At 64.5% G+C, this 15,089-nt stretch carries 14 protein-coding genes and 1 tRNA gene; 6 read left to right on the top strand and 9 right to left on the bottom strand.

Annotation, left to right across the window (positions count from 1 at the left end):
* Nucleotides 1-16 precede the first annotated feature (16 nt).
* The 4 genes from arc to AB0N24_RS17290 form a co-directional block, all read right to left on the bottom strand.
* On the bottom strand, nucleotides 17-1,798 hold the full coding sequence (gene arc / locus AB0N24_RS17305) for a proteasome ATPase (protein ID WP_364126943.1): 1,782 nt from the start codon (nucleotides 1,796-1,798) through the stop codon (nucleotides 17-19).
* Between the two features lie 82 nt (nucleotides 1,799-1,880).
* A complete protein-coding gene (locus AB0N24_RS17300; protein ID WP_364126800.1) occupies nucleotides 1,881-2,948 on the bottom strand; it encodes a tRNA (adenine-N1)-methyltransferase in 1,068 nt (355 codons plus the stop codon).
* 101 nt (nucleotides 2,949-3,049) lie between these two features.
* A complete protein-coding gene (locus tag AB0N24_RS17295) occupies nucleotides 3,050-4,237 on the bottom strand; it encodes a site-2 protease family protein (RefSeq protein ID WP_364126797.1) in 1,188 nt (395 codons plus the stop codon).
* Nucleotides 4,230-4,979 (bottom strand): HAD family phosphatase, encoded by a 750-nt coding sequence (locus tag AB0N24_RS17290; protein ID WP_364126795.1) that lies wholly within the window; start codon nucleotides 4,977-4,979, stop codon nucleotides 4,230-4,232. Before AB0N24_RS17290 ends, AB0N24_RS17295 begins: the two co-directional genes overlap by 8 nt.
* Before the next feature lie 186 nt (nucleotides 4,980-5,165).
* Between AB0N24_RS17290 and AB0N24_RS17285 the strand changes: the two genes are divergently transcribed.
* Nucleotides 5,166-6,071 (top strand): PAC2 family protein, encoded by a 906-nt coding sequence (locus AB0N24_RS17285; protein WP_364126793.1) that lies wholly within the window; start codon nucleotides 5,166-5,168, stop codon nucleotides 6,069-6,071.
* A gap of 72 nt (nucleotides 6,072-6,143) precedes the next feature.
* On the opposite strand, the gene mshC is transcribed toward AB0N24_RS17285, so the two are convergent.
* Nucleotides 6,144-7,421, bottom strand: coding sequence for a cysteine--1-D-myo-inosityl 2-amino-2-deoxy-alpha-D-glucopyranoside ligase (gene mshC, locus AB0N24_RS17280; protein ID WP_364126791.1), 1,278 nt, complete (start codon nucleotides 7,419-7,421; stop codon nucleotides 6,144-6,146).
* Nucleotides 7,422-7,436: 15 nt separating this feature from the next.
* Entirely contained in the window at nucleotides 7,437-8,270 is an 834-nt protein-coding gene (locus tag AB0N24_RS17275; protein WP_364126788.1) for an undecaprenyl-diphosphate phosphatase, read from the bottom strand.
* A gap of 52 nt (nucleotides 8,271-8,322) precedes the next feature.
* Here AB0N24_RS17275 and AB0N24_RS17270 point away from each other — a divergent pair, with 52 nt between their 5' ends.
* Nucleotides 8,323-9,258, top strand: a complete 936-nt coding sequence (locus tag AB0N24_RS17270; protein WP_364126786.1) for an aldo/keto reductase — start codon at nucleotides 8,323-8,325, stop codon at nucleotides 9,256-9,258.
* A 45-nt stretch (nucleotides 9,259-9,303) separates the two neighbouring features.
* Here the strand turns inward: AB0N24_RS17270 and AB0N24_RS17265 are convergent, their stop codons facing one another.
* Nucleotides 9,304-9,570 carry a hypothetical protein gene (locus AB0N24_RS17265; RefSeq protein ID WP_364126784.1) on the bottom strand — a complete coding sequence of 89 codons (267 nt, stop codon included), beginning with the start codon at nucleotides 9,568-9,570 and terminating at the stop codon, nucleotides 9,304-9,306.
* A gap of 39 nt (nucleotides 9,571-9,609) precedes the next feature.
* On the opposite strand from AB0N24_RS17265, the gene AB0N24_RS17260 reads away from it, so the two are divergent.
* Nucleotides 9,610-9,843: a DUF5703 family protein gene (locus AB0N24_RS17260; RefSeq protein WP_011692010.1), complete on the top strand. Its 234-nt coding sequence runs from the start codon at nucleotides 9,610-9,612 to the stop codon at nucleotides 9,841-9,843.
* An 87-nt stretch (nucleotides 9,844-9,930) separates the two neighbouring features.
* On the opposite strand, the gene AB0N24_RS17255 is transcribed toward AB0N24_RS17260, so the two are convergent.
* On the bottom strand, nucleotides 9,931-11,094 hold the full coding sequence (locus tag AB0N24_RS17255; RefSeq protein WP_364126781.1) for an acyl-CoA dehydrogenase family protein: 1,164 nt from the start codon (nucleotides 11,092-11,094) through the stop codon (nucleotides 9,931-9,933).
* Nucleotides 11,095-11,128: 34 nt separating this feature from the next.
* A complete protein-coding gene (locus AB0N24_RS17250; protein WP_364126779.1) occupies nucleotides 11,129-12,433 on the bottom strand; it encodes a M20/M25/M40 family metallo-hydrolase in 1,305 nt (434 codons plus the stop codon).
* Nucleotides 12,434-12,598: 165 nt separating this feature from the next.
* Between AB0N24_RS17250 and AB0N24_RS17245 the strand changes: the two genes are divergently transcribed.
* The 3 genes from AB0N24_RS17245 to AB0N24_RS17235 all read left to right on the top strand — a co-directional run bounded on the left by AB0N24_RS17245 (nucleotide 12,599) and on the right by AB0N24_RS17235 (nucleotide 15,054).
* Nucleotides 12,599-12,681, top strand: a tRNA-Leu gene (locus tag AB0N24_RS17245).
* A 263-nt stretch (nucleotides 12,682-12,944) separates the two neighbouring features.
* On the top strand, nucleotides 12,945-13,913 hold the full coding sequence (locus AB0N24_RS17240) for an alpha/beta hydrolase fold domain-containing protein (protein WP_364126777.1): 969 nt from the start codon (nucleotides 12,945-12,947) through the stop codon (nucleotides 13,911-13,913).
* 73 nt (nucleotides 13,914-13,986) lie between these two features.
* Nucleotides 13,987-15,054, top strand: a complete 1,068-nt coding sequence (locus AB0N24_RS17235) for a hypothetical protein (RefSeq protein ID WP_364126774.1) — start codon at nucleotides 13,987-13,989, stop codon at nucleotides 15,052-15,054.
* Nucleotides 15,055-15,089 lie beyond the last annotated feature (35 nt).

The raw sequence follows: 15,089 nt of genomic DNA, 5'->3' as shown, positions 1-15,089 counted from the left end.
GCTTCGCTGCGCGGCGTCACAGGTACTGGCCCGTGTTGGGCATTGTCTCGATGGATTTCCCGGGTTCCTGTCCTGCCTTGCCCTGGACGATGGTGCGGATGTAGGTGATGCGCTCACCCTTCTTGCCGGAGATACGGGCCCAGTCATCCGGGTTGGTGGTGTTGGGCATATCCTCGTGTTCGCGGAACTCGTCGACGACGGCGCGCAGCAGATGGTCTATGCGAAGACCCTTCTGCTGCGTGGTCAGCAGGTCCTTGATGGCGTACTTCTTGGCACGGTCCACCACGTTCTGGACGACGGCGCCGGAGTTGAAGTCCTTGAAGTACAGCATCTCGGTGTCCCCGTTGGCGTAGGTCACCTCAAGGTATTCGTTGGACTTTTCGGTGGAGTACATTGCTTCGACGGTTCGCTGGATCATGGCATCGACGGTCGCCTGGACGTCGCCGCCATGCTCCGCGAGGTCGGATTCGTGGAACGGCAGGTCCGTGGTGACGTACTTGTAGAAAATGTCGGCGGCGGCCTCGGCGTCCGGCCGCTGGATCTTGACCTTGACGTCCAGCCGGCCCGGGCGAAGGATGGCCGGGTCAATCATGTCCTCGCGGTTCGACGCACCGATGACAATGACGTTGTCCAGGCGTTCGACGCCGTCGATCTCGCTGAGGAGCTGGGGCACGATCGTTGTTTCGACGTCGGAGGAGATGCCGGTGCCGCGGGTGCGGAACAGCGAATCCATCTCGTCGAAGAAGACTACGACGGGGCTGCCGTCCGAGGCCTTCTCCCGTGCACGGGAGAAGATCAGGCGGATGTGCCGTTCCGTTTCGCCGACGTACTTGTCCAGGAGTTCCGGGCCCTTGATGTTGAGGAAGTAGCTCTTCAGGTCAACGTTCCCGGTGCGCTCGGCAGCCCTGGCGGCCAGGGAATTCGCCACAGCCTTGGCGATCAGCGTCTTGCCGCATCCCGGAGGGCCGTACAGGAGGATGCCCTTGGGAGCCTTGAGGCCGTGTTCACGATAAAGGTCAGGGTGCAGGAACGGCAGCTCCACGGCATCCCGGATCTGTTCAATCTGCGGCCCCAGGCCGCCAATGTCCTCGTAAGTGATGTCCGGAACCTCTTCAAGCACAAGGTTCTCCACTTCGGAGCGCGGAACCTTCTCCAGGGCGTAGCCCGTCCGGGAGTCGATGGAGAGGGCGTCGCCGACGCGAAGCTTTTCCGACATCAGGGCCCCGGAAAGGCGGATGACGCGTTCCTCATCCGCGCGTCCCACCACAAGGGCGCGGTCCGTGCCCAGCATTTCCTTGAGCGTGACCAGTTCGCCGGCGCGTTCATAGCCGAGGCCGGCCACCACCAGGAGTGCTTCGTTAAGAAGGACTTCCTGGCCGACGGCGAGCAGGTTCATGTTCACCAGCGGGCTCACCCCCACCCGCATCTTCCGGCCGGCGTTGAAGATGTCCACGGATTCCTCCGTGGCCGCCTGCCCGCTGTTACCGGCGGTGGGCTGCCGTTTGGGGTTCAGCTGCAGAATGGTGCCAAAGCTGTAGGGTGGCTGGCCTTCCTGGTCCAGGGCGTTCTTGAGCCGCAGGATTTCCGCTTTCGCGGTTTCCAGCATGCCTACCAGCTTTGAGTTGTTCTGCGTGGCGGCCGCAAGCTGGCGGTCAATGTGCCGCAGCTTGTCCCGGAGGATGTTCACCTGCCGGTCCGCAACCGAGAGTTCGTTGGCCACATAGCGGGCGTTCTCAGGTTCCACTGCCCCCGTGGTTTCGTCCGGTGTCCGTGAGGAGTCGTTGTTCGGAGTCTCCATCATGCATCAGCCCCTTCCTGCGCTTCTATTAAGACCTTAGCCCCAAGAAGCCGGGTACTGCTGGAGACATCCGAAATACGGACTAGTTCGTGACCTCCGGGTCATCCTTCACGTTGGTTCCGGCAATGGCATCGCGTGCGGCGCGGCGGAGTTTCTTGTCGGACACCGCTCGTTCGCCCACGGCGCCGGGCGTCCAGGCGTTGACGTCCTCTTCGTTGAAGTCAGTCTTGGACGGACGGCGCTTCACGGAGATGCCGGTGACCCCGTCCGCGAGCCTGCGCGTGACCAGCAGGAAGCCCGTGTGGGCGACCATGCGGTGGTCCGGCCGCACGGCGAGTCCTTCCAGGTGCCAGCCGCGGACCATGGATTCCCAGGCATCGGGCTCGGTAAACCGGCCGTCGGCCCGGATGGCCTCCGCCGTCCGGGACAGCTGGGTCACGGTGGCCACGTAGTTGATCCACACGCCGCCTGGGGCAAGCACGGTGGCTACGGCGTCGAGGCATTCCCACGGTGCCAGCATGTCCAGGACCACGCGGTCCACGGAACCGGGAGCCTCGCTGCGGACCACTTCCTCCTGGAAGTCGCCGAGGGATATCTTCCACGCAGGGTGCGGACCGCCGAAAATGGTTTCCACGTTGCCGCGGGCTATGTCCGCGAATTCCTCGCGCCGTTCAAAGGAGTGCAGGTAGCCGTTGTCTCCGACCGCACGCAGCAGCGAGATCGACAATGCACCCGAACCCACGCCGGCCTCCACCACCCGGGCGCCGGGGAAGATGTCCGCCATGGTGACGATCTGGCCGGCGTCCTTGGGGTAAACCACAGCCGCGCCGCGGGGCATGGACAGGACGAAGTCCGAGAGCAGCGGACGGAGCGTCTGGTACTGCTGGCCCACGTTGTTGGTCACCACGGACCCGTCCACCTTGCCGATGATTTCGTCATGGTTCAGGAAACCGCGGTGGGTATGGAACGCTCCGCCGATCTCCAGGGTGATCGTGTTCATCCGGCCGCGCTCGTCAGTCAGCTGTACCCGCTCGCCTTCCCGGAACGGACCTCGACGACGGGCGGCGCCGACCGGCAGTGCGCCGGTGGTGCCGGCGATGTCTGCGGTGTCGCCAAGCGTGATGTTGTTGGCGGCAGTTTCGCTGCTCATGGAATATTCCTCGCTTTTGTAAACCTGTGTGGCCGTGCATCAAGACGGCCGGGCACCAGTCGCCGGCCCGGGCGGCGATATTTCACGACCGGCAGGTAACTCTACCGGTTCCGGACCTTCGCGCGCCCGCTGCGGCGCATTTCTTTGCCTGTAATGGCCGTCACCACGGCCGATTGCCGGAGCAGGCCGGTCACTCTCCCGTGGTGGTCGACCACTGCGTACTCGCGGCCTTCGAGCTGGGCCAGGTACTGCACCAGCTCCTGGCCCTGGGACCATTCCGGCACGTAGGCTCCGACGCTGAGGGTGTGCGAAACAGCAGTGGCCGGCGTTGCTGCTGCGGCCTCGGCCGGAACGGAAGCGAGGGCGGCCCCGTCCACGATTCCTGCGGGCCGGCCGTCTGGTCCGCACAGAATGATGGCCGTTGCACCGTCCGCGGCAAACCGGCGGACATCCGCCACCGTGGAGGACTCCGGTATACCGACGGCGGGCTCGGCCAGTGCCGCGGCGTTGACCAGGTGCAGCCGGCTGCGGAGGCGCCCGTGCTGGATGGAGGCGGAAGCCCCCATCCAGAGGAAGCTGCCTACCAGCACCGTGATGAGCATAAGCGAAACGTCCGGGCGGTCACCCCGCAACAGCGGAAGCAGGACGAACCAGGCGGCCAAGGCGATGACGATGATCCGGCCGGCCCAGCCTGCTGCCACGGTGCCTTTTTCCTGGCTGCCGGTGGCTTTCCAGACGGCGGATTCCACGAGACGGCCGCCGTCGAGGGGAAGGCCCGGAAGGACGTTGAAAATACCGATCAGCAGGTTCGCCCAGACAAAAATGTTGGACAGGATGCCCGCCACGCCGGAAGGGTCCGATGCCAGGATGAGCAACCATCCCGCACCGGCCAGGAGGAAATTGGCTGCCGGACCGGCCAGGGCAACAAGGACGGAGCGGCCAGGCGTGGCCGTGAACCCCTCGAACTGGGTGTGCCCGCCCCACAGGTTCAAAACGATCTTCTCCGTGGGCCAGTGGAAAATCTTGGCAGTCAGGGCGTGGGCGAGCTCGTGAACCAGCACTGAGATGAGCAGCAGCAACGCGTAGGCGAAGGCCACGTAGTAGGCGGCAACACCCATGTCCGGGTACTGGTCTTCCAGTACAGGTCCGTACACGATGACAGTGAACGCTGCAATGATGAACCACGAATACGCCAGGACAACCCGGATGCCGGCGATGCGGCCCAGCGAGATGCCTTCACGGCGGCCGTTGGCGGCCTTCTGGTCTCCGCCGCTTGCTGGCTCAGTCAAGGCTGTGGCTCCGAACCGCTGCTTCTTCCAGCCCGAAGTCCCCCGCCGGGAATTCGATCCGCCGGACCACCAATTCCTGCAGGTCAGCCACTGTCCGTCCCTCGAGGGAATGCCACGTGGCCCGGGCCGGATCGTCCGGCAGCGGGACGATGTGTGGGATAGCCACGGTCATCACTCCGGACGCCATGGCGGCGGCGACGCCCGGCGCCGAGTCCTCAAGGGCAACGCATTCGTGGATGCTGAGGTCCGGGTCCTCCTGCTGCAGCAGGGCTACCGCCTTGAGGTATGCCTCGGGATGGGGCTTGCCGTTGGTGACGGTGTCCCCGGTGACCAGGAACTCGAAGTAGGGCTTCGGCAGGCTCGCCACGATTTCGCGCGCCAGCGGCGCCTCGGACATTGTCACCAGGGCGCACCGGACGCCTGCCTCGTGGAGCTGGTCCAGCAATTCGCGCGCACCGGGCCGCCACGGAACGGAGGTGCGGACCTTGCTGATGACCTGGGCCGTGAGTGTGTCGATGATTTCCCGTGACTCCAGCTTCACGCCGGCCTGCTGGAGAATGCCGGCCGAGAACACCAGGGACTGCCCCACCAGCTGCATGGCCTGGGCGTGGGACCACTGGCCGCCGTGGGCAGCAACGAGCGCGTGCTCGGCTTCGATCCAATACGGTTCGGTATCGACGATGGTGCCATCCATGTCCCATAAAGCGGCTTTGAGAAGTGGCTGGGAGGCTGAGGATCGCATGGATCCAAGTCTACGGTGCAGCAATCGGGCGCAGGCCTGCAGTACGCCCTTGGCGAATATCCTGCAGGATGCTGCGGAGTTGTCGCGGCGTCGCCGCAGTGCAGACGCGGAATCGACGCGGCTCGGCCAAGATTAGTGGCGCTTCATTTCATGCAACCGGCGGGGTCTTGGACGTAGGGTGAAGAAATGAATAGCTTCGAGGGAGACACCAGCGAACCGGGTGCCACGCCCGAGCCGGAGCGGCTGCTGCAGCCCGTGCCCGAAGGCCAGCGCATCACAGTGATGCTCGCCGCTTTTGAAGGCTGGAACGATGCCGGCGAAGCAGCGAGCGATGCCCTCCGGTACCTGAACAAACTTTGGGGCGGCAAGAAAGTGGCCTCGATTGACGCCGATGAATACTACGACTTCCAGTTCACCAGGCCCACCATCCGGCGGACGTCGTCCGGGGAACGCAAGATCAAATGGCCGTCCACGCGCATCTATAAGGCCAGTGCCCCGGAGGCGAATGTCGATGTGATCTTCGTCCAGGGCACCGAGCCGTCCTACAAGTGGCGGGCCTACACCGCTGAGCTGCTGGTCCACGCCGAGGCCCTGCACGTTGACTACGTCATCCTCGTGGGTGCGCTGCTGGCGGACGTGCCGCATAGCCGGCCCATTCCGGTGAGCACATCGACGGACGACAGCGTCCTGCGGGAACGGATGAACCTGGAGGCGTCACAGTACGAGGGTCCGGTGGGAATCGTCGGTGTGCTGTCTGAAGTGGCGCTGCTGGCGGGCCTGCCCACCGTATCCCTCTGGGCGGCCGTCCCGCACTACGTGGCCCAGGCGCCCTCGCCGAAGGCCCAGCTCGCCCTCCTGCACAGGATTGAGGAGCTGCTCCAGGTCCCGCTGGACACGCACGAACTGGCGGAAGAAGCGGATGCCTGGGAGCGGGGAGTGGATGAGCTCGCCACCGAGGACCCTGAGATTGCCGCGTATGTCCGGCAACTGGAGGAAGCGAAGGACACTGCTGATCTTCCCGAAGCAAGCGGCGAGTCCATTGCCCGCGAGTTCGAGCGCTACCTCAAGCGCCGCGGCAAGGATAAGCAGTAAGGCGAAGGCCGTACAAAAAAGCTCCGGAGTCCGGCGAAGATCGCCGGGCTCCGGAGCTTTTTCCGAAAAAGGCTAGAGTTCGACGCCGAGCAGGGAGTTCACGGCGTCACTGACCAGTGCCCCGTCCATGGCCGACGCGGCAACCGCCTGCTTCCGTGCCTCTGCGGCCCAGCGGTCCACGGCCGCGAGGGCGCCGGGGGCGTTGAGGTCGTCCGCCAATTCGGTCCGCATTTCTGCAACGAGGGCGGCTGCCGAGCCTTCCGGGGCCATGGCAAGCGCGCCGCGCCAGTCTTCGAGCCTGGCTTTGGCCTCGGCGAAGCCAGCCTCCGTCCAGGACCAGTCACTGCGGTAATGGTGGGCGAGGATAGCCAGGCGGATGGCTGCAGGTTCCTCGCCGTCGGCCCGCAGTTTGGACACAAGCACCAGGTTTCCCTTGGACTTGCTCATTTTTTCGCCGTCGAGCCCCACCATCCCGGCGTGGGCAAAGTGCCGGGCCAATGGAACGCCGGACAGGGAATACGCGTGGCCGGCACCCATCTCATGATGCGGGAAAACCAGGTCGGAACCGCCGCCCTGGACGGTAAACGGTGCCGGCAGGTACTTCTGCGCGATCACCGTGCACTCAATGTGCCAGCCGGGCCGGCCCTCCCCCAGTTCCCCGCCGGGCCAGCTGGGTTCACCATCGCGGGCAACACGCCAAAGAAGCGGGTCCAGCGCCTGGCGCTTGCCGCCGCGGCCCGGGTCACCGCCGCGTTCCGCAAAGAGTTCCAGCATTTCCGTTTCGGAAAGCCCGGACACCGAGCCCAGGGTCCACGCCCCGGCGTCGGTTGATTGCTTGCTGGCGGCTTCGACGTCGTAGTAGACGTCGCCGTCGGGCTCACCGGCAGTTCCCGCGACACGGTAGGCAAGGCCGAGCTGCAGGAGCCGCTCAATTGCGGGGACAATTTCCGGGATGGATTCGACCGCACCGACGTAGTGGTCGGGCGCCAGGACATTGAGTGCTGCCATGTCGGTTTGGAAGAGCTCGATTTGGCTTGCCGCGAGCTCGCGCCAGTCCACGCCTGTGGCGGTGGCCCGCTCGAGGAGGGGGTCATCGATGTCGGTCACGTTCTGGACGTAGGCAACGCGTTGGCCGCCGTCACGCCACGCGCGGTTCAAAAGGTCGAACGCTACATAGCTCGCGGCGTGGCCCATGTGGGTGGCGTCGTACGGGGTGATTCCGCAGACGTACAGTGATTGTTCACCCGCGGCCTCAAGGGTGCTGTAGGCACGCTCGACGGTGTCGAAAATTCGAACGGCGGGCATGCGGCCCGGGAGCTGAGGAACAGGGCGGGAGATCCAGGATTTCACAGGCCAAGCCTAGTGCTAGGCGCTGATGACATTGAAACCGAGCAGCAAATACAACGCCATGCCGAGGAAAATGCGGTACCAAACGAAGAGCCGGTAGCTGCGCGTGGAGACGAACTTCAGGAACCATCCGATGATGACGTAGCCCACCACGAAGGCGATCACCGTGGCCAGGGCCGTTTCCGGCAGGCCGTACGGACCGGTGATGCCGTCCTTGGAGACCACTTTGTACAGCTGGTAGAGCCCGCTGCCGAATACTGCAGGAATGGCCAGCAGGAAGGAATACCGGGCTGCGGCTTCCCTGGTATAACCCATCAGCAGGCCGGCCGTGATGGTTCCCCCGGACCGCGACACGCCGGGAATGAGGGCCATGGCCTGCGCCAGGCCGTACAGGATGCCGTGTTTGTAGGTGAGGTTGGTAAGTTCCCGTTCCTGGCAGCCCACCGTGTCCGCCACGGCAAGGATCAGGCCGAAGACGATCAGCATGGTGGCCACGATCCACAGGCTGCGCAGCACCGACTCGATCTGGTCCTGGAAGATCAGGCCGAGGACGATGATGGGAAGGCTGCCCAGGATCACCAGCCAGCCCATGCGGGCGTCGGGGTCGTTCGACGGCACACGCCGCGTCATTGAACCGGACCACGCCTTGATGATGCGCACAATGTCCCGCCAGAAGTAGACGATGACGGCCGTCTCGGTTCCAAGCTGGGTGATGGCGGTAAACGCCGCCCCCGGGTCCGCCGCATTCGGCAGGAACGAACCGACGATGCGCAGGTGGGCGCTTGAGGAAATCGGGAGGAATTCAGTCAGCCCCTGTACAAGACCCAGCAGGGCCGCTTCAAACCAGTTCACGTTTATAGACCCTACGTCATGAAGCAGGGTGAATCCCCGTAAGCTAACAGCTATGCAGCAGCGTTATGTCGGCAACAGTGGGTTGCGCGTGTCCTCACTCTCCCTGGGCACCATGTCGTGGGCACGGGAGACCGATGAGCAGGACGCGTCGGAGCTGCTGCGCACGTTCGTCGACGCAGGCGGAACCCTGATCGATACCGCCGCCTCCTATGCTGACGGCCAGGCCGAGGCCCTCCTGGGAGCCATGCTGGGTGACGTCGTCTCCCGCTCCGAAGTAGTGATTTCCACGAAAGCGGGGATCTCGACGTCGGACGGCCGGCGGAGCGTCGATACCTCGCGGAACGGCATGTTGTCCGGCCTGGACGCCAGCCTCGCCCGGCTCGGCACGGACTATGTCGATATCTGGTTTGCGCAGGCATGGGATGCCAACGTTCCTCTGGAGGAGACGCTGTCCGCCCTTGAGTTTGCAGTGCGCACCGGCCGCGCCCGGTATGCGGGTGTGTCGAACTTCACAGGCTGGCAGACCGCCAAGGCCGCGGCGATAGCGGGCTTCCCCCTGGTCGCAAGCCAGTCGGAGTACTCGCTGCTGCAGCGCAGGCCGGAAGCTGAAGTCATCCCGGCTGTCGAAGACGCCGGGCTTGGCCTGTTTGCCTGGGCGCCGTTGGGCCGCGGTGTGCTGACCGGCAAGTACCGCGGGCACATTCCGGCGGATTCGCGGGCGGCGCAGAAGAGGCTTGCCAGCTATGTGGAGCCCTACCTGGAGCAGCCTGCGTCCCGGATCGTGGAGGCAGTTGCGATGGCCGCGCGCGGACTCGGCCGGTCATCGATCGATGTTGCCCTGAGCTGGCTGCTGTCTCAGCACGGTGTGGCCACGGCGATTGTGGGCGCCAGGTCCCCCGTGCAGCTCAAGGAGATCTTGGATTCGCAGCTGACGCCGGTGCCGGCGGAAATCGCGCGGGCACTGGAAGACGTTTCTGCGGTGGAGTAGGCGGTCCGGCCGGCGCCGGGACCCTGGTCAGTCTTGGACGATTCCTCAGTCCTGGACGATTTCCAGGTCTTCGTCGTCTTCGGCGTCCACTTCATCGTCGTCGTCATCCACGTCGTCGATGACCTCCAGCGGAGTAACCTCCCCGTAGGCCTCGTAGAGGGAGTCGTCATAGACTTCAAAGGCATCAGCTACGGCAAAGAACGCCGCTTCGACCGTTGGGTCTCCCTCGCCCCGGCGTGCGGAGGCAGCGATCAGGTGTTCTTCCAGGGCTGTGGTCAGGGACTGAAGCGCGACACGCGGATCGATGCTCATGACTTCACGTTAGTCGGAAATGGACGAAAATGGAGAGCAATGAAAGAACATTTTCTGAGCAGTTCAGTCCAGCGGGAGCGGGACTACGCGAGGCAGTACGAGTATCTGGTACTGACGGTCGGCCCTGAGGATTCGCTGCCGGAGGCGCGCCGCCGCCTGGTCGAACATTCCGAATACGGCAAGTGGGAGCTGGAGCGCAGCCGTCTCTACGTGGGCGGCGGCAGGCGCTTCTGGCTTCGCCGCAAAGTCATCCAGGTCCAGCGGACTGTTTAGCGGAGTCCAGCGGACTGTCTGGCGGCGCCCGGCGGACCGTTTAGCGAAGCCCCTGGTCAAGTACAGCCTCCCAGTGCCCAGCGGCTGCTACGGCGTCTCCAGCGGCCCCAGCCAGGCGTTGGCCACGGTGTTGTGCGCTGACTCGTCATCGGAGGGGTGGAACATCCCGGCGAGCACGTCACGGTAGAGGCGTTCCAGTTCGGTTCCCCGGAAGTAGCTTGATCCCCCGGATACCCGGATTGCCAGGTCGACAACTGTCCGCGCCGTTTCAGTGGCCCGGACCTTGAGGCCCACGAGCTTGGGAAACCACTGGCTGCCGTGGTCCACCAGCCCGTCAATGTCACGCGACAGCTCGGCTAGCTGCGGGTACAGGGCGTCCATCGCCATGGCGGCCTCTGCCACCTTCCACCGGATATCGGGGTCCTGGGCGTAGCTGCGCCCCTCATTCTTGAAGGACGTACGCCGTTTGGCCGCCTCCACACCCAAGGCCAGCGCCCGTTCGCCGATGCCGGTGTAGACAGCAGCCAGCAATGTCTCGAAGCAGGCAAAGATCGCGAAGATCAGCGGATCGGAGTTCGGCCCCACCGGGAGCTTGCGGAAGATACGGTCAGCGGGCACGACGACGCCGTCCAGCACGGTGGTGTTCGACTGGCTCGCCCGCATGCCCAGGGTGTCCCAATCGTTGAGGATTTCATAGCCTGCAGCGGCCCTGGTGATGAAACCGTGAATCAGTTCGCCTTCGCCTTGCCGGGCGGAGCTGTCCTTGCCGAAAATCCCGAGCCTGGTCCAGGCAGGAGACAGGCTGGTGAAGATCTTCCGTCCGGTGAAGCCGTAGCTGCCGTCAGCGTGCGGCGTGGCAACGGTCCGTGAATCGAAAAGCACGGAGTCGTTGCCGGCTTCCGAGTTTCCGAACGCGAAAATTTCGCCCTGCGCCGCCTCCCGGAGGACAAAATCGAGCGAGGAATCGCCGCGCGCGGCCAGGACCTGCGCGACGCCGGTCCACACCAGGTGCATGTTGATCGCCAGCGCGGTGGCCGGGGCCGCCGTCGCCAGCCTCCTTTGGAGCTGGGCTGCCGCTGCAAGGCCCAGCCCCAGTCCGCCGTCGGACGCCGGCACAAAGATCTTGAGGTAGCCCGCCGCGGCAAGTTCCTCCAGATCCTCGGTGAAGAAGCTGTTCTCCTGGTCATAGCGGGCGGCACGGCCGCGGATCCGCTCCAGCAGGGGCTCGGTGAGGATCTGGTCCGGCGTCATGGTTTGGCTTTCATGGGCTTGGGCGACGGGGGGCTCAGTAGTTGGTCAGCAGCCTGTCCAGCACCCTGGCCCCGAACTTGAGGGAATCTGCCGGCACCCGCTCATCCACGCCGTGGAACATCCCGGTGAAATCCAGTTCATCGGGGAGCTGGAGCGGGGCGAAGCCGTAGCCGGTAATGCCGAGCCGGCTGAGGGACTTGTTGTCCGTGCCGCCGGACAGCGTGTAAGGAAGCACTTTGGCGCCGGGGTCTTCGGAATGCAGGGCATCGATCATGGAGTCCACCAGGTTTCCGGCAAACGGGACCTCGAGTGAGACGTCGTTGTGGACGTAGGAAACTTCGACGCCGTTGCCCGCGAGTTCCCGGACGATTTCCAGGACCTGCTGCTCCTGGCCTGGCAGGGTCCGGCAATCGACCAGGGCCTCGGCGGATTCGGGGATGACGTTGTGCTTGTACCCGCCTTTGAGGAGGGTCGGGTTGGTGGTGTTCTGCAGAGTGGCTCCTACGAACCGCGCCACGGTTCCCAGCTCCTTGAGGAGCTTGTCCGGATCGTCCGGATCGAATTCGACGCCTGTGAGTTCCGTCACGCCGTCCAGGAACTGCCGGGTGGTGGGTGTCAGCTCCACCGGCCACTGGTATTCGCCGATGCGGGAGACCGCGCTGGCGAGGCGGGTGACGGCATTGTCATTGTTGATCTGCGACCCGTGGCCTGCGCGGCCGTGGGCCACCAGCCGGAGCCAGGAGAGTCCCTTTTCTGCGGTCTGCAGGAGATAGGTGCGCTGGCCGCCGATGGTGGCGGAGAAGCCGCCCACCTCGGAGATCGCTTCGGTGGCTCCGTCGAAGAGTTCCCGCCGGTTTTCGACGGCGTAACGGGCGCCGTAGGTGCCCCCCGCCTCTTCGTCGGCGAAGAATGCGAAAATCAGGTCGCGCTTGGGTTTACGCCCCGTCCGGGCAAAGTTCCGCATGACGGAGAGGATCATGGCGTCCATGTCCTTCATGTCGACGGCTCCGCGACCCCAGATGAGGCCGTCCCTGAGCTCTGCGCCGAAGGGGTCAACTGACCACTGCTCCCGGAGGGCGGGCACAACGTCCAGGTGCCCGTGAACCACCAGGGCGCTGGCCGAGGGGTCCTCCCCCGCAATTCGGGTGACGACATTGGCGCGGCCCGGCGCAGATTCGAAAATCTCTGCCTCGAGGCCCACTTCGGTGATGAGGCCGGCCGTGTATTCCGCAGCCGCACGTTCCCCCGGTCCTGTTCCGTCACCGTAGTTCGAAGTGTCGATCCGGATCAGTTCCTGGCAGATCCTGACAACTTCATCCTCGGGGCGTACTTCAGTCATGTTTCACTCCTCGTGGGGGCGGCTTGATTGCTGGTTTCAGCCTACCCACAAGCCCCCTGCAACCCCCGATTATTTGTTTCCGGAAAAGTCGTGCTAGAGTCTTTCTCGCTGCTTCGGAGAAATCCAAAACGCTGAAAGGCGGAACGGATCCCCGAATTACCACCTGCGCGGGTGGCGGAATGGCAGACGCGCTAGCTTGAGGTGCTAGTCCTCGAAAGGGGGTGGGGGTTCAAGTCCCCCTCCGCGCACAAGGGAAAACCCCTGGAATCCACGGATTCCAGGGGTTTTTTTCTGTCTCCATTGCGGCGGCAGGTTCCAAAGTCGCAGATATGGACGTTACCGTCCGGTGACGAGCCGGCCCCGGCACCGTAAGCTGGTCTCCGCGGTGGAGGACCGCCACTTGGCGGTTAGACACGAGTCCTTTGCGAGTTGCTGGCGGTTAGAATCGCGGAACGAAATGCCTAGGCTGAATTCAGGTCACAACGCGGTGACCGGCCACCCAGGAGACACCATGACGCCAGTCCACAAAGCCCCACCGTTTGATGTTGAGCTGGGCTCAACACTCGCTGCGTTGGGTGATCTGCTCAATCCCACGCTGACGCCCGACATGATTGCCGGGATGCGGGGTGGGCCCCTCACGGCATCCATTGAAGAGCAGCTGGCGGGCCACGCCGTGTCCCACCAGGAGCGGACAATCCCTGGCCCTGACGGCGCTCCGGACCTCATTGTTTCCATCTTCACCAGGACCGATCACGTCCCCGGCGGACCGGGGATCTATCACACGCATGGCGGTGGCATGGTGATCGGCGACCGCTTCCTCGGGGCGGACATGCTCATTGAATGGGTAGAGCTCATGGACGCCGTTGCGGTGTCGGTTGAGTACCGCCTGGCCCCCGAAAATCCCGACCCTGCACCTGTGGAGGATTGCTATGCGGGCCTCGTCTGGACGGCCGGGCATGCGGAAGAGCTCGGCTTCGACCCGGAGCGCCTGATCATCGCCGGCGCGAGTGCCGGCGGTGGGCTCGCCGCCGGGGTGGCCCTCTTGGCGCGGGACAGAAGCGGGCCGACCCTGGCAGGCCAGGTTCTGATCTGCCCCATGCTCGACGACCGCAACGAAACGGTCTCCAGCTACCAGATTGATGGCTTCGGGTTGTGGGACCGTACCAGCAACGACACCGGTTGGGATGCCCTGCTCGGCGACCGGCGCAAGACGCCGGAAGTGTCCGTTTATGCGGCGCCGGCCAGGGCAACTGACCTCTCCGGCCTGCCGCCCGCCTTCATCGATGTGGCAACGGCAGAAGTGTTCCGCGATGAAGTGGTTGCCTACGCCTCGGGAATCTGGGCCGTAGGAGGCGTTGCCGAACTGCATGTGTGGGCGGGCGGATTCCATGGCTTCGACATGATCGTGCCGCAGGCCGCCCTGTCGATCCATGCCCGCGACGTACGAACGAAATGGGTTCGCCGCATCCTTGGCGCCTGACGGGGCGGTGTCGGAGTACCAGTTTCTGGGCGGAGTAAAATTCGGATGACGAGTAACTCAACGAGCGGCAGATATGCAGGGATTGGTTTGGCGCCTCAAAGCGCTTGACCCTGAGGCGTCCGAAAGCCTCAAGGTGATCGCGTACTTTGATGCGCTCGTCGACGGTGACGCTAGTGCCCAGGTGCTGTTGAGTGGCGCTGCAGTGTTGAGCGGCTGTACGGCCGGATATGCGGTGGACGGCAAATCCTTACGCGTTGATGCCTCCGGTACGAGAACAGGCCCCGGCGCTTCCGAGGGATCTGGTTCGGACAGTGCCAAGGGACCCGACGGTTGGCCCGGCCACGATTTCGGCGCTGGCGGGCGGGTCTGGATTGAGCGGTCCGGGACGGCCTTCGTCAACGACGAAATGATCCTGGAGCGGGTGGCGATCGCACTCGGAATCTTCTTTGACCGCACCAGCCCAGTGGCCGCTTCCCGCAGGGCCGTGGAGGTGCTCATCGATGCTATGGCACCTCTCGACAGGCGGATGGACGCCGCAGCCATGCTTCGCCTCGACCGTGATACGGCCTATAGGGTGGTGGCCGTTCCCGCATCCGCCGAACTGCGCACCACCCCGAGCGCCGTGATTTTCACGGTTGTTGGCCCGGTGCGGGCATTCGTCCCCCGGGTTCCCGCAACTCCACAGCTCGGCGACGCACAGCTTCCGGCGGGGGCCGGATCGCGCTCAGGGGTTGGCCTGGCCATGGAACCAGGCGTGCTCCACCGCTCGTGGGCATCTGCCCTGCTCGCCCTGCGCCTAACGTCCGAGCGCCAGCCCCGGCAGCTCGCAGACGACCTGGGCGGTCTTCTTGTCTTAGCGGAAGCAGCCGATTCTTCCGCATACCAAACCCCTGACCTCACGGCGCTCACGCGCCTCGTGACGCAGCACCCCAAAGCTCTCAGGTTGCTCGAATCCCTTGCCTCCGCCAACAGCCTTCGGGCTGTCGCAGACGAGGTCGGCCTTCACCACTCCAGCGTTCAGGCCCGGGTAGCTGATTATTCGACGGAGCTCGGTTTTGACCTCCGCACAGCGCCGGGACGGGTACGCCTATCGCTCGCACTGACCCTGCATAAGCTAGCCACGACCACGTTCGCCCTTTAAGTTGCGGACATCGCCCTCGCTGACTTGCTGTACTC

Origin of the sequence: Arthrobacter sp. NPDC093128, from assembly GCF_040683875.1 — a bacterium.
Lineage (GTDB): Bacteria > Actinomycetota > Actinomycetes > Actinomycetales > Micrococcaceae > Arthrobacter.
Note: the sequence above shows the minus strand (reverse complement) of the source record. Positions and strands in the feature narration are given on the sequence as shown.